The 20,131-nt window shown below is 45.3% G+C and carries 16 protein-coding genes and 1 rRNA gene; 9 read left to right on the top strand and 8 right to left on the bottom strand.

From position 1 onward, the window contains the following. Positions 1–381: 381 nt before the first annotated feature. The 7 genes from rsmG to rpmH all read right to left on the bottom strand — a co-directional run bounded on the left by rsmG (position 382) and on the right by rpmH (position 7,040). Positions 382–1,104, bottom strand: coding sequence for a 16S rRNA (guanine(527)-N(7))-methyltransferase RsmG (gene rsmG / locus C1T21_RS21690; protein WP_103049707.1), 723 nt, complete (start codon positions 1,102–1,104; stop codon positions 382–384). Next, positions 1,104–2,993: a tRNA uridine-5-carboxymethylaminomethyl(34) synthesis enzyme MnmG gene (gene mnmG, locus C1T21_RS21685; protein ID WP_103049706.1), complete on the bottom strand. Its 1,890-nt coding sequence runs from the start codon at positions 2,991–2,993 to the stop codon at positions 1,104–1,106. The genes rsmG and mnmG overlap by 1 nt, the downstream gene beginning before the upstream one ends. A 97-nt stretch (positions 2,994–3,090) precedes the next feature. After that, positions 3,091–4,467 carry a tRNA uridine-5-carboxymethylaminomethyl(34) synthesis GTPase MnmE gene (gene mnmE, locus C1T21_RS21680; protein WP_103049705.1) on the bottom strand — a complete coding sequence of 459 codons (1,377 nt, stop codon included), beginning with the start codon at positions 4,465–4,467 and terminating at the stop codon, positions 3,091–3,093. A 128-nt stretch (positions 4,468–4,595) separates the two neighbouring features. After that, positions 4,596–5,357, bottom strand: a complete 762-nt coding sequence (jag, locus tag C1T21_RS21675; protein ID WP_103049704.1) for an RNA-binding cell elongation regulator Jag/EloR — start codon at positions 5,355–5,357, stop codon at positions 4,596–4,598. Continuing rightward, entirely contained in the window at positions 5,354–6,220 is an 867-nt protein-coding gene (locus C1T21_RS21670) for a YidC/Oxa1 family membrane protein insertase (protein WP_013312816.1), read from the bottom strand. The genes jag and C1T21_RS21670 overlap by 4 nt, the downstream gene beginning before the upstream one ends. A 71-nt stretch (positions 6,221–6,291) precedes the next feature. Further along, entirely contained in the window at positions 6,292–6,642 is a 351-nt protein-coding gene (gene rnpA, locus C1T21_RS21665) for a ribonuclease P protein component (protein ID WP_013312817.1), read from the bottom strand. A 263-nt stretch (positions 6,643–6,905) separates the two neighbouring features. Beyond that, positions 6,906–7,040, bottom strand: a complete 135-nt coding sequence (gene rpmH / locus C1T21_RS21660) for a 50S ribosomal protein L34 (RefSeq protein WP_007433250.1) — start codon at positions 7,038–7,040, stop codon at positions 6,906–6,908. Between the two features lie 1,075 nt (positions 7,041–8,115). Between rpmH and dnaA the strand changes: the two genes are divergently transcribed. The 6 genes from dnaA (at position 8,116) to gyrB (ending at position 14,436) form a co-directional block, all read left to right on the top strand. Further along, positions 8,116–9,462, top strand: a complete 1,347-nt coding sequence (gene dnaA, locus C1T21_RS21655) for a chromosomal replication initiator protein DnaA (RefSeq protein WP_103049703.1) — start codon at positions 8,116–8,118, stop codon at positions 9,460–9,462. A gap of 186 nt (positions 9,463–9,648) precedes the next feature. Then, positions 9,649–10,791 (top strand): DNA polymerase III subunit beta, encoded by a 1,143-nt coding sequence (dnaN, locus tag C1T21_RS21650; RefSeq protein ID WP_029518977.1) that lies wholly within the window; start codon positions 9,649–9,651, stop codon positions 10,789–10,791. Positions 10,792–10,837: 46 nt separating this feature from the next. Then, complete coding sequence (yaaA, locus tag C1T21_RS21645; protein ID WP_023986416.1) at positions 10,838–11,056, top strand: S4 domain-containing protein YaaA; 219 nt, start codon at positions 10,838–10,840, stop codon at positions 11,054–11,056. A 54-nt stretch (positions 11,057–11,110) separates the two neighbouring features. Continuing rightward, positions 11,111–12,226 carry a DNA replication/repair protein RecF gene (recF, locus tag C1T21_RS21640; protein ID WP_103049702.1) on the top strand — a complete coding sequence of 372 codons (1,116 nt, stop codon included), beginning with the start codon at positions 11,111–11,113 and terminating at the stop codon, positions 12,224–12,226. 16 nt (positions 12,227–12,242) lie between these two features. Beyond that, positions 12,243–12,494, top strand: coding sequence for an extracellular matrix regulator RemB (gene remB / locus C1T21_RS21635; protein WP_007433255.1), 252 nt, complete (start codon positions 12,243–12,245; stop codon positions 12,492–12,494). Positions 12,495–12,525: 31 nt separating this feature from the next. Further along, positions 12,526–14,436 (top strand): DNA topoisomerase (ATP-hydrolyzing) subunit B, encoded by a 1,911-nt coding sequence (gene gyrB, locus C1T21_RS21630; RefSeq protein ID WP_061830445.1) that lies wholly within the window; start codon positions 12,526–12,528, stop codon positions 14,434–14,436. A 141-nt stretch (positions 14,437–14,577) separates the two neighbouring features. Here the strand turns inward: gyrB and C1T21_RS21625 are convergent, their stop codons facing one another. Then, positions 14,578–15,405, bottom strand: coding sequence for a YheC/YheD family protein (locus C1T21_RS21625; RefSeq protein WP_103049701.1), 828 nt, complete (start codon positions 15,403–15,405; stop codon positions 14,578–14,580). 465 nt (positions 15,406–15,870) lie between these two features. Here C1T21_RS21625 and gyrA point away from each other — a divergent pair, with 465 nt between their 5' ends. The 3 genes from gyrA to C1T21_RS21610 form a co-directional block, all read left to right on the top strand. Beyond that, complete coding sequence (gene gyrA, locus C1T21_RS21620) at positions 15,871–18,435, top strand: DNA gyrase subunit A (RefSeq protein ID WP_103049700.1); 2,565 nt, start codon at positions 15,871–15,873, stop codon at positions 18,433–18,435. 215 nt (positions 18,436–18,650) lie between these two features. Beyond that, positions 18,651–19,739: an HD-GYP domain-containing protein gene (locus C1T21_RS21615; protein ID WP_103049699.1), complete on the top strand. Its 1,089-nt coding sequence runs from the start codon at positions 18,651–18,653 to the stop codon at positions 19,737–19,739. Positions 19,740–20,061: 322 nt separating this feature from the next. Continuing rightward, positions 20,062–20,131: ribosomal RNA gene (locus C1T21_RS21610) — 16S ribosomal RNA — on the top strand; the annotation flags it as partial.

Below are 20,131 nucleotides of genomic sequence, written 5' to 3'. Positions count from 1 at the left end.
TGAAAAACAGTTCCTTACGCGGATCGTAGACCCTTTTATATGAAACAGCGCCGTAAGCGGGTACACTCCACGTACTCCCCTGACAATTGTTGTCCCACTCCCCTATATGTATATCTGAATTCATGGGTACAGGAGCAGTCAACTTACATTAAAACGATTATCTCTATTCTATCACTTTTCCAGCCATAATCCTATCGTCTCTACCAGCTTTTCGGAAGGATCAGAGAATAAATTATGCATCCTCTTTGATAACTAAATATCCATCTTCCTCCCCAAATGTAAACAAGAACGCAGGTTAGCAAAGAGCCTTTTATGTAAAGGGTCTATCAGCCATAAAAAAAGTGAATGTTTCACGTGAAACATTCACTTTCTTTCAAACATTTACACTAACGGCGACTTCAAAGGAGTACCCGGCTTACGTGGATATTTTCGTGGTGTCGCCGCTCTTTTCTCAATAATAATCATATGTCTGGCTGCATCTTCAACAGGTAGCTGGAAGGCCTGAACATGTTTGATTTTTCCCTTTAGCTCTTTCAAGCTGTAGGAAGCTTCCTTGATTTCCTCTGTAGGATCACTGCCCTTCATCGCGGCAAAGTGTCCTCCTTCACGGACAAACGGCAAACAAAATTCATTCAATACTGCGAGACGAGCAACAGCTCTGGCTGTCACTAGATCATAGCTATCGCGGTATCCTGGTTTACGCCCCAATTCCTCTGCCCTGCTATGAATCAGTTCAACATCTTCCAAACCCAACTGTTCTACCACATGTGCCAAGAATTGTATACGTTTGTTCAACGAGTCTACAATAGTCAACTGAATCTGTGGGAAGCATATTTTCAAAGGAATGCCCGGGAAACCTGCACCTGACCCAATATCAGCCAGGCTTCCCACATCATTTAACGGAACATAAAAGGCCAGGGAAAGAGAATCATAAAAATGCTTGGTGTACACTGCATCGCGCTCAGTAATACCCGTCAGGTTCATTTTTTCATTCCACTCAACCAGCACACGGTAATATGTTTCAAACTGCTCTAACTGACTGTCATTAATCACAATACTATGCTCTGCCAGCCGCTGCTTAAATTGCTGTTGTATCGCGTCCATTATGATCCCCTTGCTGCCGTTACGCGGTTATAATGCTCCAGATAAACCAGCAAAATGGAAATATCCGCAGGAGTTACACCCGAAATACGGGATGCTTGGCCAATCGACATCGGACGGATCTTTTCAAGTTTCTGCTTGGCTTCAATGGCCAGTCCTTGAACTTCATTGTATACAATATCCTCTGGGAGCTTCTTCTTCTCCATCTTTTGCAGACGCTCAACATGCATCAATTGCTTTTCAATGTAGCCCGCATACTTAATTTGGATTTCCACCTGCTCCTGTTCTTCCTCAGTAAGAGCTATAGGTGAAGGTGAGATTTGTGCTACTTGCGCATAACTGATCTCTGGTCGACGCAGCACCGTTAACAAATTACTGCCATCCTGTATTGGTGCAGATCCGCCTTGCTCCAGCATCTCATTTATATCAACCGGACGAACCTTCGCCAAGCGCAAACGTTCAATCTCTTGCTCTACCTTTTGCTTTTTATCCAAAAAGCGCTCGTATCGTTCATCCGTAATTAGGCCAATATCATGCCCAATCGGAGTCAATCGCAGGTCCGCGTTATCATGACGCAATAACAGACGGTATTCTGCACGCGACGTCAGCAGACGATAAGGCTCATTCGTCCCCTTCGTCACCAGATCATCAATCAGAACCCCAATGTAGCCTTGCGAACGGTCCAGCACGACGGGCTCTTTGCCCTGCACCTTGCGAGCTGCATTAATCCCTGCCATAATCCCTTGACCCGCAGCTTCTTCGTAACCGGAGGTACCGTTAATCTGACCTGCTGTGAACAAGCCTGGGACTTTCTTCGTTTCCAAAGTAGGCCATAACTGTGTAGGCACCATTGCATCATATTCAATAGCATAGCCATTGCGCATCATCTCTACCTTTTCCATCCCCGGAATCGAACGCAGCACAGCTAATTGCACATCCTCTGGCAAGCTGGTCGACAAGCCCTGGACATAGTATTCAGATGTGTTTTTACCTTCAGGCTCCAAAAAGATTTGGTGCTTAGGCTTATCACTGAAACGTACCACTTTATCTTCAATAGATGGGCAATAACGTGGTCCCGTTCCTTCAATCAGACCAGAGAACATGGGCGCACGGTGCAAGTTATCATTAATAATCTGATGTGTTTCTACTGAAGTATATGTCAGCCAGCAAGGAAGCTGTTCATTATCCGAAGACTTCGTTTCATAAGAAAAGAACTTCGGTTGGTCATCACCCGGTTGTATTTCCGTTTTACTAAAATCAATCGTGTCCTTGTGCACGCGTGGCGGCGTTCCTGTCTTAAATCGAACCAGATCAAAACCCAGCTCTCTCAAATGCTCAGACAATCTCAACGAGGGCTGTTGATTGTTCGGACCACTCTCATACATCAGCTCGCCCATAATGATTTTTCCGCGCAGATAAGTACCTGTGGTCAGGACAACTGCTTTACTTCGATACTCTGTGCCCGTCTTCGTAATTACACCTACGCAATGGCCGTCTTCCATAATCAACTCTTCAACCATACCTTGGCGTAAGGTCAGATTCGGTTCCTTTTCCATCGTTTCCTTCATCGCATGCTGATAAGAAAACTTGTCTGCTTGTGCACGCAATGCATGAACCGCCGGGCCTTTACCAGTATTCAACATTCTCATTTGGATAAACGTCTTATCGATATTTCGACCCATTTCGCCGCCCAGTGCATCAATTTCTCGCACCACATGCCCTTTTGCAGGACCGCCAATAGACGGGTTGCAGGGCATGAACGCGACCATATCTAGGTTAATTGTGATCATCAACGTGCGACAGCCCATCCGTGCTGCTGCCAAGGCTGATTCTACGCCCGCATGGCCCGCACCTACGACAATTACGTCATAGTCGCCTCCTTGGTAACCCATACCTTTCTTACCTCCTTATACATTCCGGACTTCACGCCGAATATGCTCTTGTATATTTATAACGATAGCAGGCTTATATCAGCCATGCTTGAAAGCTCTATTTGCCTAGACAAAATTGTGAAAATATTTGATCTATTAGCGCATCATGCGCAGTATCGCCTACAATCTCACCCAAATGCTCCCATGCCAGCCTTACATCAATCTGGATCATGTCGATCGGAACAAATTGATCAGCGGCTTCATAGGCATCTACCAGCGATTGGCGCGCCTTCTTCAACAAAGCAATATGCCGTACGTTGCTGACATATGTCATATCCGCTGATTCCAGCTTACCGCTAAAGAATAAATTTGATATAGCCTGCTCCAGTCGGTCCGCTCCCTCATTTTCCTTCACAGACATCGGTACGATAAGCTCTTCGGGAACATAACGCAGCAACAAATCCCGGTCTACTTGAGCCGGTAAGTCCATTTTATTCATAATGACAATCGCTTGTCTACCGCGGATTTGTTCCATTAATGCCATTTCATCCTCATGCAGTGGTTCGTTGGCGTTAATGACGATGAGCAACAGATCCGCTTCACTAACCGCCGTTCTCGAACGTTCTACTCCGATCCGTTCCACTACGTCCATCGTTTCACGAATCCCAGCTGTATCCAGCAGCTTGAGCGGAATACTATTAATCGTCACATATTCCTCAATAACATCACGGGTTGTGCCCGGAATATCGGTCACAATTGCCCGCTCACCCTGAGCCAATGTGTTCAGCAGTGACGATTTGCCCACATTTGGCCTTCCAACAATCGCTGTAGTCAGCCCTTCACGCAAAATCTTTCCCTGCTCCGCCGTATGCAACAGCCGATCAATTTCCGTCATGACCTGACTGCTTTTATCCTTGATTAAGTCAGATGTAAAAGATTCAACATCATGCTCAGGATAATCAATGTTCACTTCAATATGAGCAAGTGTCTCCACCAAAACATGACGCAAGCGACGAATATTCTGGGATAGTTGTCCATCCACCTGCTTCAAAGCCACCGAAAAGGCTTTATCTGATTTGGAGCGAATTAAGTCAATAACACCCTCCGCCTGACTCAGGTCAATACGACCATTCAGAAAAGCACGTTTCGTAAATTCACCTGGCTCAGCCAGACGTATATTTTGCTGCAATAGTAAATCCATCACCCGTTTGACGGCTACGACCCCACCATGAGTGCTGATTTCCACGACATCTTCTGTCGTAAAAGAGCGTGGCGCCCGCATCACTGTAACTAAAACTTCCTCCACCTTTTCCTGGCTTTGAGGATCTATAATATGTCCATAATGTACTGTGTGAGTTGGAGCCTTGCTTAGAGGCGTTTTACTACGGAACAAAGCCTCCACTTCCGTGACCGCTTCTGGACCGCTGACCCGTACAACCGCAATGCCGCCCTCGCCGACAGCCGTTGCAATGGCAGCTATAGTATCGCTCAGCATAAAGTTTCTACCTCCTATCAAGTAGAAACGACATTGCCGTCCTTCATCAAGGACGGCAGCCGTTTCAGCGAGAAATATAAGAAAAAAAGCAATGGCTTCTGCATCTTGCAGAGAGCCATTGCGTCGGATTATTTTTTAGCAATGACGACGCGCCGATTGGGCTCGTCCCCCTTGCTGTATGTTCTAACCAGCGCATGCTGTTGGAGCTTGGCATGAATCAGCTTCCGCTCCTGTGACGGCATTGGCTCCAGTACCACTTCCTTGCCATAACGAATAGCCTGGTTCGCTAACCGATCTGCCAAATCCTCCAGCGTTTTTTGCCGACGTGCACGAAATTGCTCGGCATCCAGCACAATTCGGATGAATTTGTCAGAATGACGGTTGGCAACGATATTCGTCAGGTACTGTAATGCATCCAATGTCTGTCCTCTGCGGCCGATCAACATACCGAGTGACGGACCGGAGATATCCAGTGTACTTTCATCCTTGCGGTGGCGGACATCAACTTTAACGTCCAGTCCCATTCCTACTGCTGTTTCACGGATGAAACGCACCGCCTCTTCATAAGGACCTATATGTCCCGAGGGTGCTTCCATGTTCATCTGTGTTTCCTGTGCAACAGGCCCAGTTTCTTCTGATAAAGCCTGTCCCACGCTAGAAGGTGCTTGAGCCGATACATGAGGTTCAACCGCGTGTGTGGTTTCAGGAGACGGCTCAGAGAGCAGCGTAAGCTCCACCTTCGCCTTCTTGACCCCGAGCCACCCCAGGAATCCTTTTGACGGCTGTTCCAACACGCTTACGGTTACCCGTTCACGGCTTACTCCCAGCTGGGAGAGTCCTTGTCTTACAGCATCTTCAACGGTTTTTCCTGATGTCACGACTTTGGTCATCTCGACTTTTTAGCCCCCTTCGTGTTTTTACCACCTTTTTTCTTACTATTGGAGGAACCAGTTTTCGCGAGACTGGCTGTTTTCACATTCGCCAGTGCTGCTTCTTTATCCTTATTCCGATAAAGGAAATAGTTTTGAATGATCGTGTAAATATTACTGTAGAACCAGTACAACGGCAAAGCGGATGGGAAGTTGTACGACATGAACAGAATCAGCACCGGGTAGACGTACAGCAAAAATTGCATTGGTCCCTGCTGCGGCGTCGGATTCATTTTCATCATCATCCAGGTTTGGACAAATGTCGTAATCGCTGCCAAAATCGGCAGGATAAACAAGTGATCCGGTTTACCTAACTGGAGCCACAAGAAGTCATGATCCCGCAATGCCGAGTTATAATAAATGGCATTATAAAGCGCGATGAAAATTGGCATCTGTACTACCAAAGGAAGACAGCCAGCCATCGGGTTGACCTTATTTTCCTGGAACAACTTCATCGTCTCTTGCTGGACTTTTTCAGGCGTATCCTTGTACTTCGCTTGGATTTCTTTTAATTGCGGCTGAATGGCCTGCATAGCTTTGGAACTACGTACTTGCTTGAGTGTAAGCGGCAAAATAATGGTTCGCACGATAATCACCAGAATCAGTACGGCCAGGCCATACTCTCCAGAGAACCATTGGGCAAATGTATCTAACGCATACGAAAACCAGTAAACGACATATCTTTGCCAAAACGATCCATTGGCCAAGTCTGCCGTCGTGTAAGAATTGTGGGCCGTCTGGGCACATCCGGACAGCACAGCAACAAGTGCCAATAAGGCAATCAGGAGGAACCATTTTCCCCGTTGAGTCTTCAAACGCGACACTTCATAACCCCTTTCTTAACCAATCCATTCCAACGTAAATCATACCATATCCTGTAGGACAAAGATACTGACTATCGGCGTGAAGACTTGAGCAGCGAGGCTTTGCGTAGAACGTGCAGCACGCTTTTCTCCAGCTCTTGATACGACATTGTAACCGCACCCTTACGAACGATAAAAATCAGGTCAATCTGCTCCACCAATTCATGCTCATGATGGCGCACAATTTCCTTAACGATTCTACGCATCCGGTTGCGAACTACTGCATTGCCGATCTTCTTGCTGGCCGAAATTCCGACGCGGAACTGCTCTACCTCTCTGCGGCGGAACCAGTACACCACAAACTGATGGTTGGCAAAAGATTTGCCATGGCGGTATACGCGCCCAAAGTCCGCCCGGTTTCGTAGACGCAATTTTTTTTGCACGGCGCTTCTCCTTGCTCATCTCTTTTACACATGTCGGTAAGCTAACCTATACCTTTTATATAGTACGAAGTATGGACAACATTCCAACATGGTAATCTCGCTTATTTTATATCCGTTTTCAAAAGCTTCATCTTATATAGGACAGGATGCTGGACTTCTCCCACTTCTTTCACTACATTTTTACAACAATAGAAGAAGGGATCCGATCCCTGAATACCTCAATTATGAAAAAAAAGACCACCGTAGTGGTCTTTATGCACGCATTACGCACTCAATACTTTTCTACCTTTTTGGCGACGAGCTGCCAAAACTTTACGGCCATTCTTCGTGCTCATTCTTTTACGGAAGCCGTGAACTTTTTTACGTTTGCTGACATTCGGTCTGAAAGTCGGTCTCATTGTGCTGCACCTCCTTACAAGGAATACGTTTTATATGGAATATACCTAACGTAGCAATCTCCACAAAAAACACCTTTGTACATTTAACCACAAATAGCGGCTAAAGTCAATGTACTTGTGAATCCTCTCCCTCTTTTTCACATTCAGGAATCCTCCTCTCCTTCACCCCGCTCACTCACTTCACTCTTTTATTCCCTTATTTCATAAAAATTCTTACGCCTCTCCTCCATCATCAGCATTCTATTTGTAGTTATCACTCCTCCAAAAACTGCTCTTTTTACATTTATTCATTCTTCAACTTGAGTCCATCCTATTTATCAGATCGACGTTATCAGGTTCGTTCAAAAATAATGTCGGAAACGTTACCGGAAATTTTCAACAGAAAAATAAGTCTCTGTGACCAAAAGGCAACAGCTGTTATACACAGATCCACAAAAAGAACTGAATTGTGATTTAAATGGTCATAACCTGTGCATAACATTTTAGAGTAAAAAAGAGTTATTGTCGAAAACTGAACAAATTATAAACAATATCTTGTGTTGTGAATAAAAATTGTACACAACAGATTGAATTTGTGGATAAATAACCACCAGTCATTGAAATACAAGGCTTCTTTTGCTATGATGATATTACTTTTGAATGTGAATATGTTGTTTTACCCTCCATATTATCAACACCCTGTGGATAAAGTTGTGAACAAGTTCAATTTATCCATCTTTTTATTTTTGTGCGGATTTGGGATTCTGGGGATATATTCTACATTTTTCATTTGATTTCGACATATTGCAGTCCCGTTTTGGCCTGCGGGATCAAGAGAACGGATCGTGCCGCACATTCCCTCCTGAGAAATATCGCCTCTCTTCTGCTGATCAGCAGCGGAATTTCCATTAGCTATTTTTCAGGGTCATTTTGTGCTGCGTTCTCTCACCACACTGCCGCATGATTTAGGCGGCGGTATGTCTTTTTATGGCCTTCAACAACATTTTTGGGATTTTAGGCGTTTTGCCGAAGCGCCGAGAGCAGCTCTCTGCAGCTTAATTCGGTAAAATGTCAGGATTTAAAAGGAGTGACGTCTGTGGACAGCCATACCTCTGAACTATGGCAGCAAATTCTATCCATTATACAAACCAAGCTGAGTAAGCCGAGTTACGACACTTGGTTTAAGGCTACCAAGGCAGCGAAACTAAATGACCACTCCATTGTGATTTCTGCACCGACAACTTTTGCCGTGGAATGGCTTGAAAGCCGCTATACCAAGCTAGTCGGAGCAACGGTTTATGAAATTTTGGGCAAACAGCTAGAGGTCAAGTTCGTTATTGAAGAGAACAAGCCCGCCGAGGTCGACCTTCAGCAACAACCTCAGCAGCAGCCGGTCGTTCATGAAGAAGCTGTGTCCCATATGCTGAATCCCAAATATACATTCGATACATTCGTCATCGGATCGGGGAACCGTTTTGCCCATGCGGCATCGCTGGCCGTCGCCGAGGCGCCGGCCAAAGCTTACAATCCGCTGTTTTTATACGGTGGTGTGGGGCTGGGAAAAACGCATCTGATGCACGCTATCGGGCACTATATTTTGGAGCACAATCCGACCAGCAAGGTCGTTTATTTATCGTCGGAGAAGTTTACGAATGAATTCATTAATGCCATCCGGGACAACCGCGGGGAAAGTTTCCGGAATAAATATCGCAACATTGATATTTTGCTCATTGATGATATTCAATTCATTGCGGGCAAGGAATCGACGCAGGAGGAATTTTTCCACACGTTCAACGCGCTTCATGAGGAACGCAAGCAGATTATAATCTCAAGCGATCGGCCGCCTAAAGAAATTCCAACGCTGGAAGAACGGCTGCGCTCTCGCTTCGAGTGGGGACTTATTACGGATATTCAGCCGCCGGATCTGGAGACAAGAATTGCTATTCTTCGGAAAAAGGCACGTGCGGAAAACCTGGATATTCCCAATGAGGCCATGATGTATATCGCTAATCAAATTGATACGAACATCCGTGAGCTGGAAGGGGCGCTAATACGCGTTGTCGCCTATTCTTCCTTAACAAATCAGGATGTAACAAGTCATCTTGCGGCTGAAGCGTTGAAGGACATTATCCCGTCCAGCCGTCCAAAAATGATCACGATTCAGGATATACAGCATCAAGTCGGGGAATTTTACAATCTACGGCTGGAGGATTTTAAAGCGCGTAAGCGGACGAAGGCTGTAGCTTTTCCACGACAAATTGCCATGTACCTGTCTCGTGAGCTAACCGACTATTCTTTGCCGAAAATCGGCGAAGCTTTCGGTGGGCGTGATCATACGACTGTCATTCATGCGCACGAAAAAATCTCCAAATCCATTCAAGTGGATCAGGATCTGTTTAAAGTTATCAACAACCTAATAGAAAAAATCAAAAATCCAACCTGAACAAGTTCAGAGCCTATACACAATTTATACACATGTGGATAGGCTTGATTTTATTAGGTTTACAGTGACTTATCCACATATTCAGTGCGCCTATTACTATTACTAATATATTTTAAAGATATACATCACCTAAATAAGGCCCGCGTCAACGCGTGCTTGAAGGATTAAAACCCGTAGGAGGAACTTATGAAGATCAGCATTCTGAAAAACGTTTTGAACGAGGCTATACAACATGTATCCAAAGCGATATCAAGTCGGACTACGATTCCAATTCTGAGTGGTATTAAGCTGGATGTGAATCACCAGGGAGTAACGCTGACCGCCAGCGATACAGACATCTCCATTCAATCCTTTATTCCGATGGAGGATGGTGACCAAACTGTCGTTCAGGTCGAACAACCCGGTAGTGTTGTGCTGCCTGCCAAATTCTTTGTCGAAATTATCAAAAAGTTGCCGTCGCAGGAGATCCGTATGGAGGTAAAAGACCAATTCCAAACCTTTATCTCGTCCGGTGCAACTGAAATTCAGATTGTTGGCTTGGACCCTGAAGAATTCCCGGTGCTTCCCAACATTGAAGAAAATCAAGTCATCTCTGTGCCAGGAGATTTACTTAAAAATATGATTAAACAGACGGTGTTCTCCATTTCCACCCACGAAACGACACCGATTTTAACCGGCGTGTTGTGGAATCTGGCTGAGGGAGAACTAAAGTTTGTGGCAACGGACCGCCACCGCCTTGCCACCCGCAGCGCTCATTTGGAGACGTCTGAAGGCTTGCGCTTTAGCAATGTTGTCATTGCGGGCAAAACGCTGAATGAGCTGAGCAGAATTATTCCGGATCAAAATATGCTTGTGGATATCGTAGTAGCGGACAATCAGGTATTATTCAAAGTAGATCGTGTGCTATTTTATTCCCGCATCTTGGACGGCACCTATCCGGATACTTCTAGAATTATTCCGACCTCCTACAAAACAGAACTGATTGTGGATACAAAAAGTTTAAGTGAGTCTATTGACCGTGCTTATTTGCTGTCCCGTGAGGAAAAAACGAATATTGTAAAAATGCAGTCGCTGGAAAATGGAGGTTTGGAAATTTCCTCTAGTTCCTCTGAGCTTGGCAAAGTGCGTGAGGAAGTAACGGTGTCCAAATTTGAGGGAGAGCCGCTCAAAATCTCGTTCAACTCCAAATACATGCTCGACGTGCTCAAGGTGATTGACAGCGAGCAGCTGACAATTGCTTTTACCGGCATTATGAGTCCCATTATTTTAAAACCGGCAGATTCCAGCAATGCGCTGTATATCATCCTGCCATATCGCACAACCAACTGACGTTTAGCGTTAACCACCCGAGGACAAGCGAAAGGATGAACAAGCCTTGAAACAGATATCTATACAGACCGAATACATCAAGCTCGATCAATTTTTAAAATTAGCCGATTGTGTATCCACAGGAGGCATGGCTAAAGCCCTGCTGCAAGAGGGACAAGTCCGTGTGAATGGTGAACCGGAAGAACGTCGTGGAAGAAAACTGTACCCGGGTGATACCGTAGAAGTAGAGGACAACGGAAGTTTCGAAGTTACAGCAGGAGCATGATCGCCTGGGTGGCAAGGACTCCTTTTAGGTACGGAGTAACAAGGGGGACCCTATGTGTTTGTGAACAACATTGTTTTGCAGCAGTACCGGAACTATGAACAGCTGGAGCTGAATGAATTTGGGCCCGTTAATTTGCTGATCGGACAAAATGCGCAGGGCAAAACGAATCTGGTAGAGGCGATTTTTGTACTGGCTTTAACCAAAAGTCATCGAACGTCCCGCGACAAGGAGTTAATCTCTTTCGGGGCTACTTCCACTCACCTAGCTGCGGATGTGGATAAAAAATACGGGAAAATCAGACTGGATCTCGCGTTATCCACACAAGGCAAAAAAGCAAAGATCAACGGACTGGAGCAGCGAAAACTGAGCGATTTTATCGGTTCGTTAAATGTGGTCATGTTTGCACCTGAGGATCTCGAAATCGTCAAAGGAACACCGGGGGTTCGCCGCCGGTTTCTTGACATGGAAATTGGACAGGTTGCGCCAGGATATCTGTATCATTTGCAGCAATACCAGAAAGTATTGGTGCAGCGAAATAACCTGCTCAAGCAAGCTTGGGGTAAGGATATGGCGTCAGTGCAGCTGATGCTGGAGGTATGGAATGAGCAACTTGTTGAGCATGGTGTTAAAATTGTTAAAAAGCGGAAACAATTTATAACAAAGCTACAAAAGTGGGCTCAGGCCATTCATGAAGGGATTGCAGGTGGGACAGAAGAGTTAAAATTAACCTATGTTCCCTCCTTCAGTGAGCCAGAGGAAGAAGATGAAGCTGTCTTATTGGAGCGATTTATGATAAAGTTATCCCAAATGAGGGAACAGGAAATCCGCCGTGGCATGACTTTGGCGGGACCCCATCGTGATGATTTGGCCTTTGCCATTAACGGCAGAGAAGTGCATACGTATGGCTCGCAGGGGCAGCAGCGGACGACGGCCCTGTCCTTGAAGCTGGCCGAAATAGAGTTAATTCATGAAGAAATTGGTGAATATCCTGTCCTGCTGCTGGATGATGTTTTGTCCGAGCTGGACCCCTATCGTCAGACTCAGCTGATCGAGACTTTCCAAAGCAAGGTACAGACCTTTATCACGGCAACCGGGGTTGAGACTTTGAACGCAGAACGACTCAAGAATGCCAATATTTATCACGTCCACGACGGGCATGTGGAACACTAAGGAGTGAGTGACCGCTATGTATATTCATCTGGGTGGAGAAAAAATCATCCGCTCTTCAGAGCTTGTGGCTATTTTCGATATCTCGATTGAAAAATCCTCTAAAATCTCCAAGCAATACGTGAACCACGCCCAACAGCAGAAGCATGTCGAGATGATTGGCGAAGAGGAAGCCAAGTCCATCGTAGTGACTCAGAATACGGTGTATTATTCCCCCATCTCCTCAACAACACTCAAAAAGCGGGCAAACCAGTTTGTTGCCAATGCTTAACCATAGAATCTTATAGAAGTAGGTGAAAGGCATGTCTATGAATCAACCGTCTTATGATGCGGGCGAGATTCAGGTCCTTGAGGGCCTGGAAGCGGTTCGGAAACGTCCCGGGATGTATATTGGCTCCACGAGCGCCAAAGGTCTCCATCATTTGGTCTGGGAAGTTGTGGACAACAGCATTGACGAAGCGCTGGCGGGTTACTGTGACAGCATTCAAGTTGTCGTTCACGAAGACAATAGCATTACCGTTACAGATAACGGTCGCGGTATTCCAGTAAGTGAACACGCCAAAATGAAAAAATCTGCGCTGGAAGTCGTTATGACCGTGCTTCACGCAGGTGGTAAATTTGGAGGCGGAGGGTACAAGGTATCCGGTGGTCTGCACGGGGTTGGTGTATCCGTAGTAAATGCCCTCTCCAGCAAAATGATCGTTCATGTTAAACGGGACGGACATCTGTATGAGCAGGAATATCATCGTGGTGCTCCGCAGTATGATGTCAGAGTCATCGGTGACACAGACGAGACGGGTACCCAAACGACTTTTTATCCTGACGATCAAATCTTTACAGAAACGACCGTATATGACTATGATACGCTCCAGACGCGGATTCGTGAGTTGGCTTTCCTGAACAAAGGTATTGCAATCAGCTTGACTGATGAACGGACGGGCGCCAGCGATACATTTCACTACGAGGGCGGAATCAGTGAATATGTGCAATTTTTGAATCAAAAAAGAGAAGCGCTGCATGAACAGCCGATTTATGTCGAAGGCTCGCGTGATATGATTCAAGTCGAAGTGGCATTGCAATATAACGACAGCTATACCGAGAATATTTATTCTTTTGCCAACAACATCAACACCCATGAGGGCGGAACTCACGAATCAGGTTTCAAGAGTGCATTAACCCGTATTATTAACGATTATGCACGTAAAAATGGCTTGATTAAGGACAACAACGCCAACTTGACCGGTGACGATGTGCGTGAAGGATTGACGGCGATTATCTCCGTCAAAATTCCAGAACCACAGTTTGAGGGTCAGACCAAGACAAAGCTTGGTAACAGTGAGGTGCGAGGGATTGTCGAATCCCTATTCGCAGAGAAACTCCAGGAATTCCTAGAGGAAAATCCGTCTGTTTCCCGCCGGGTGGTTGATAAATCCTTACAAGCAGCACGTGCCCGGGAAGCAGCGCGTAAAGCGCGTGAGCTTACACGTCGTAAAAGTGCGCTGGAAATCAGTTCGCTCCCAGGCAAGCTGGCGGATTGCTCCTCTAAGGATGCTTCGATTAGTGAGCTGTACATCGTCGAAGGTGACTCAGCAGGAGGATCTGCCAAGCAGGGTCGTGATCGTCACTTTCAAGCTATTTTGCCGATTCGCGGTAAAATCCTGAATGTTGAAAAGGCACGCTTGGACCGTATTTTGTCCAGTGATGAAATCCGGTCGATGGTAACAGCAATGGGTACAGGGATCGGAGACGACTTTGACATCGCCAAAGCCCGTTATCACAAGGTCATTATCATGACAGATGCGGATGTCGATGGTGCCCATATTCGTACGTTGTTGCTGACGTTCTTCTATCGGTACATGCGTAAAATCATTGATGCAGGCTATATTTATATTGCTCAGCCACCACTATTCAAAGTGGAGCGTAACAAAGTTGTACGTTATGCGAACTCCGAGGCGGAACGTGATGAGATCATCAGGGAATTTGGAGAAAACGCGAAATACAATGTACAGCGCTATAAAGGCTTGGGTGAGATGAATGCGACCCAACTTTGGGAAACTACGATGGACCCTGAGAGTCGTACTATGCTTCAGGTAACTGTCAGTGACGCGATGTTGGCTGATACACTGTTCAATACCTTGATGGGTGATAATGTAGAACCTCGTCGTGACTTTATCCAAGAACATGCGAAGTACGTGAAAAATCTTGATTTTTAATGTGTGATGTTCCTTCCTAGTGGCTGTATTACGTGCTCATTAGGTAGTGTTTTGTAAGAGTTCACAAGGGGCGCCCAAATGGGCGTCCCTTTTCTTCTCATTAACCAGCCCGGGTGTATTTGAATATTTGAACTCATTGTTTTAGGCTTTTTTCTTAGAGCGTATGGTTTTACCCGTGGATGAAGAGTACCGGCCGTAGCCTACTGCATATCTGAATATTTTATGATAGAGGCTTTTGTTTGGAAGGGAAGAGAACACCTTAATTGCTGGTCTCGTATTAACCTCCAGAATCCACGGATAATTTTGCTGATCCAGTCCCACATCTAATCCAATTTCCCTTAAACGTGGGTATCTTTTTTGCAACTGCCAGGCTACCCGTTCGCCCATTTTTGATAATTTTTGCTCCAGTCGTACAGCTTCCTTTACATCCATGTATGGAGCGACCAGCTCATTGAAAAAGCGCGTTGTTCCACCGCTGTGATGATTGGTGACGACTTTGTCAGGAGCAGCTACGCGTCCTACAATAAGCGTTGTTTCCCATTGGTGTCTCAAATTCATCTGGGTTAATACCCTCAGATCGAAAGGGCGTGCTTCATGCTGAAGAAGTGGAATTCCACGCTGGATCAGATATGGACGTTTTCGTATGCGGGAAGAAACCACTTTATGCAGATCTTCTAGACTTTCGAAGGTGAAGGTATCTACTTCATAGCGAAGCACATACCAAGTTCTCTCTTCGATAATTCCTTCTTCTGTCGGCGGAAGCGGCTCTGTCAGCCTCTCTGCCCGCATAACCCCTTTTCCATAAGTACCGTTATCCGGCTTAATATAGACAGTACCATACACGGCCAACATTTCGTTCAAGTGATCAAATGTGTACAACCGTGTTTCTGGTACATAAGCCGCCAATGTCGGATTGGGGAGAATGGCATTTGTTTTGGTCCACTTACTGGATACTCGCTGAATAGACAAGTAATCTCATCCCTTTCTTTTCGAAATATGAGTCATGTACTTGGAATCCGCAACAGTTTGACAAAACAAGGGAAACTAAAGGACAAGCGCGTAAAACAATGATATAATAGAGAAATACGGCGTTTTTCGGAATTTTGCTAAGTGAACCCTGACCGTATACGTATTGTATGTGGAAAAGGCCCTTAGGGTGGGGGCTAATCCCCAGCTCTGGGGAATTTGTTATAATCAGGGCTTGTGAGTTGTACAAGAGATAGCAATCTGCTACACGCAGAAAGAGAATGACGAGGGATTTACGCTGTAAAGAGGACAGATGCGTTTAATTGTGCTCTTTTTGTGAAAGTAATATAATTACACAGATGAGGATTTCAGCCAAAATCCTGCGCAGAGAGCGGAGTGTATAGGCAGTATCTTGTTAGGCTTTTCACATAGAGAGCATTGTATTGAAGGATAAGAAGGAGGACCAGCATGGCGGATCAAAATAACTCGCAAATCATCAATAGGGATATCGGAGTGGAAATGCGCGAATCCTTTATGGATTATGCCATGAGTATTATTGTTAGCCGTGCCTTGCCTGATGTGCGGGACGGACTGAAGCCGGTACACCGTCGTATTTTGTACGCGATGTCCGAGCTAGGCATGTCGCCAGATAAGCCTTACAAAAAATCGGCAAGAATCGTCGGCGAAGTTATCGGTAAATATCACCCTCATGGTGATACGGCTGTATATGATACGATGGTGCGGATGGCGCAGGATTTTTCCTTGCGTTATATGTTGGTGGATGGACACGGTAACTTTGGCTCCGTGGATGGAGATATGGCGGCTGCGATGCGTTACACCGAAGCACGGTTGTCCAAGATTGCCATGGAAATGCTACGTGATTTGAACAAAGAGACCGTTGATTTTATGCCGAACTACGATGGTGAAGAGAGCGAGCCCGTCGTATTACCTGCACGTTATCCTAACTTGCTGGTGAATGGCGTCGGCGGAATTGCAGTCGGGATGGCCACTAATATTCCTCCGCATAACTTGGGAGAGGTTATCGATGGTGTACAAGCACTGATCGAAAACCCTGACATTACGCCGATGGAACTTATGGATTATATTCAAGGGCCCGATTTCCCGACAGCAGGTTATATTTTAGGACGCTCTGGTATTCGTCAGGCGTACCAGACTGGTCGCGGATCTGTGACCATGCGTGCGAAGACCACCATAGAAGAGATTGGCAATAAAGCACGGATTATCGTGCATGAGCTGCCTTACCAAGTGAATAAGGCTCGTCTAGTCGAGAAAATTGCCGAATTAGTACGTGACAAACGTATTGAAGGCATTACGGATCTTCGGGATGAATCGGACCGTACGGGTATGCGTGTCGTTATCGAGTTGCGTAGAGACGTGAACCCGAATGTCGTTCTGAATAATTTGTTTAAACATACGGCCATGCAGTCGAATTTCGGTATTAATATGCTTGCCATTGTAAACAACGAACCGAAGATTTTGAACCTGAAGGATGTCTTGTATCATTATCTCAAACATCAGGTCGAAGTTATTCGTCGCCGGACAGAATTTGACCTAAAAAAAGCCGAAGCTAGAGCACACATTCTGGAAGGCTTGCGCATTGCTCTTGACCATCTGGACGAAGTTATTGCCTTGATTCGTTCTTCCCAAACTGCAGAAGCAGCTCGTGAAGGACTGATTGAGCGTTTCTCGCTCACTCTTGAGCAGTCTCAGGCTATTCTCGATATGCGTCTGCAGCGCTTAACCGGTTTGGAACGTGAGAAGATCGAGAACGAATATAACGAGCTAATACAAAAGATTGCGGAATACCGTGAGATTTTGGCGAATGAGCATCTGGTACTCAACATCATTAGCGAAGAGCTGAATGAACTTAAGGAACGTTTCGCTGATGACCGTCGCACTGAAATTACAGTGGGTGAAGAGAGTATTCTGGATGAGGACCTCATTCCGCGTGAAGATGTTATTATTACTGTAACCCATACGGGATATATCAAACGCCTTCCTGTTACTACCTATCGCAGTCAAAAACGCGGTGGTCGTGGTGTAGTAGGTATGGATACCAAAGATGAGGATTTCGTAGAGCATCTGTTCATTACGAATTCACATCATCATTTGTTATTCTTTACCGACAAGGGCAAGGTATATCGGATTAAGGCCTATGAGATTCCTGACCTTAGCCGGACAGCCCGGGGGACACCGATTATTAACCTGATTCAGATTGAACAGGGTGAGTCGATTAATGCGGTAATTCCAATCGAGGAATTTGTGGAGGATAGCTATCTATTCTTTGCGACCCAGCATGGAATCATTAAAAAGACACCACTTGACGACTATGCAAATATCCGCAAAGGTGGCTTGATTGCCATTAACTTGCGTGAAGATGACGCCCTGATCGAAGTGAAGCTGACGGACGGACAGCAGGAAATGATTATTGGTACAGCACAAGGCATGTCTATCCGTTTCCCTGAAAGTGATGTACGGTCTATGGGCCGTAGCGCTACAGGGGTTAAAGGGATCAACCTTGATGAGAGTGATGCTGTAATTGGTATGGACATCGTAGATACCAGCCTGGATATCCTGATTGTAACGGCCAAAGGTTATGGCAAGCGTACCCCTGTTGTGGATTATCGTATCCAAAGCCGTGGAGGTAAGGGGATCAAGACGATTAATGTTACGGATAAAAATGGTCCGGTTGTCGGTCTCAAGGTTGTAAAAACCGAAGAGGATCTGATGATCATTACAGCTAGTGGCACCTTGATTCGGACTAGCATGGGGGAAATCTCCACGATGGGTCGGAATACACAAGGGGTAAGGCTGATTAATATTCGCGATGATGATTCGGTTGCAACTGTTTGTCGAGCGAACAAGAATGAGGAGCAGGATGAACTGCTTGAAGAATTATTAGAGGATGGGGAAGCTCGAGAAGGCTCATCTCTATCATCTGTTGAACCAACTCTCGAAACGAATACAGAAGGTGCGGAAGGTAACGACCCAGAATCTTCTGAGGGCGAATAAGAGCCTGAATATGGAAACAACAGTAGTTATTAAATTTTAGATGGAAGAGACTCTCTGACTATTTGGTCGGGGAGTCTTTTTCTTTTTCTGGCTAACCAATTCAGACAAGTATGCTTTAAATGGCATAAAATGAATGTACAGGATCATTCCCAAGTAATATAATGACATCATAACTGGCAGCTGGAGCAGCTGTTGTGAGAACAGAGAGGTTGACCATGACAACTGTACCCGTATCCGAATTAAAAGCAGGACTTAGATTGCAAAGCGATGTATTTACAGAAATGGGCAGCTTGCTGCTACCGAAAGGGCGCATTCTACTACCGCGTGACTTGGAGATTTTACAGGCGTTCCTGATCCAGCAAGTTGAGGTAGGGACGGATGATCTTGCAAAATCCAGTAGCGAGTCTACGACTGTTCGATCTGGAATATCTGAATCGCAAGGACCTTCGTTAGATGGGCGAGATGAATCTGAACAATTTCAGGATGAGTATGACAAAATGGTGATGCTCGTTAAGAACGCATTTCAATCGGTACTCGTCTCTAATTTATCTATATATGAACTGCGAGGACAATTGGAGTCCTTACTGGTGCACATTCAGCACTATAATGTAATGACCTATACTCCGCCCGCCATGATCGAAGTGGACTATATTTTTCACAACGCCGTGCTAACCTCCCTTACTTCCTACTCCATTGCACAATGGATCGGATTACCTCAAAAGGATTGGATGCAGGTGGCTTTTGCTGGATTGCTTCATGACATAGGGAACGCTAAAATGGACCCGGTCATTCTGTACAAGCCCTCCAAACTAACGTGGGAAGAGCAAGAAGAAATACGTAGTCATACATCACTAGGATACCAGTTGCTTAAAAATGTGAAAGCCATTAACGAAGGTGTGCGTTTGGCAGCTCTTCAGCATCATGAGAAAGTGGACGGTACTGGATATCCACTGCGTCTTAAAGGAGAACAAATCCACATTTATGCTAAAATCGTTGGAGTGGCTGATGTATTCCATGCTATGACTCTAGGGAAAACATACCGGCCTGCCCAATCACCGTATCTAGTTCTAGAGCAAATCAAGTCAGAATCATTTGGAAAGCTGGACCCAAGTGTCGTACAAGTTTTTATTCATAAGTTAACCCAATTCAATAATGGAACCAAGGTGCGCCTCAATGATAACCGTACAGGGGAAATTATATTTGCTGATCGAGATCATCCGACTCGTCCGTTGATTCAAGTAGATGGGGAAATCATTAACTTAATGCTGCAAAGAGAGCTTTATATCGAGTGTATTGTTACTTAACTAAGTATTTTTAAAAAAACAGTTGCACAATATAAAGAAAGTATGATATATTATTTCTTGTCGCTTCAAGTGTTATCAGAAAGAGCGAAAAACACTTTTGAAAAAAAAAGTGTTGACATAACTCTAGAAAATATGATACTCTATAAGAGTTGCTGAGGGGTTGAAAGAAACGCCGAGGCGGACATTGGATGTTTGATCTTTGAAAACTGAACAACGAGTGAGTAAAACGATTTTGCTTGCAAAATCAAACAAGAGATATTTTTATCTCGTCAGTTTCAACATGAGCTTATCGCTCTTTCTATAAACCAACTTCGGTTGGTCTTTAATGGAGAGTTTGATCCTGGCTCAGGACGAACGCTGGCGGCGTGCCTAATACATGCAAGTCGAGCGGG

Source organism: Paenibacillus sp. F4, from assembly GCF_002894905.1.
In the GTDB taxonomy this organism is placed as follows: Bacteria; Bacillota; Bacilli; order Paenibacillales; family Paenibacillaceae; genus Paenibacillus; species Paenibacillus polymyxa_B.
This window is presented reverse-complemented; position numbering and strand designations above follow the sequence as displayed.

What these genes read in the sequence shown, in the direction of transcription:
- remB (WP_007433255.1), top strand. Translation starts at nt 12,243, where the DNA reads ATGTATATTCATCTGGGTGGAGAAAAAATCATCCGCTCTTCAGAGCTT.
- C1T21_RS21615 (WP_103049699.1), top strand. Translation starts at nt 18,651, where the DNA reads ATGACAACTGTACCCGTATCCGAATTAAAAGCAGGACTTAGATTGCAA.
- jag (WP_103049704.1), bottom strand. Translation starts at nt 5,357, where the DNA reads ATGACCAAAGTCGTGACATCAGGAAAAACCGTTGAAGATGCTGTAAGA.
- gyrB (WP_061830445.1), top strand. Translation starts at nt 12,526, where the DNA reads ATGTCTATGAATCAACCGTCTTATGATGCGGGCGAGATTCAGGTCCTT.
- dnaN (WP_029518977.1), top strand. Translation starts at nt 9,649, where the DNA reads ATGAAGATCAGCATTCTGAAAAACGTTTTGAACGAGGCTATACAACAT.
- gyrA (WP_103049700.1), top strand. Translation starts at nt 15,871, where the DNA reads ATGGCGGATCAAAATAACTCGCAAATCATCAATAGGGATATCGGAGTG.
- mnmE (WP_103049705.1), bottom strand. Translation starts at nt 4,467, where the DNA reads ATGCTGAGCGATACTATAGCTGCCATTGCAACGGCTGTCGGCGAGGGC.
- rsmG (WP_103049707.1), bottom strand. Translation starts at nt 1,104, where the DNA reads ATGGACGCGATACAACAGCAATTTAAGCAGCGGCTGGCAGAGCATAGT.
- rpmH (WP_007433250.1), bottom strand. Translation starts at nt 7,040, where the DNA reads ATGAGACCGACTTTCAGACCGAATGTCAGCAAACGTAAAAAAGTTCAC.
- mnmG (WP_103049706.1), bottom strand. Translation starts at nt 2,993, where the DNA reads ATGGGTTACCAAGGAGGCGACTATGACGTAATTGTCGTAGGTGCGGGC.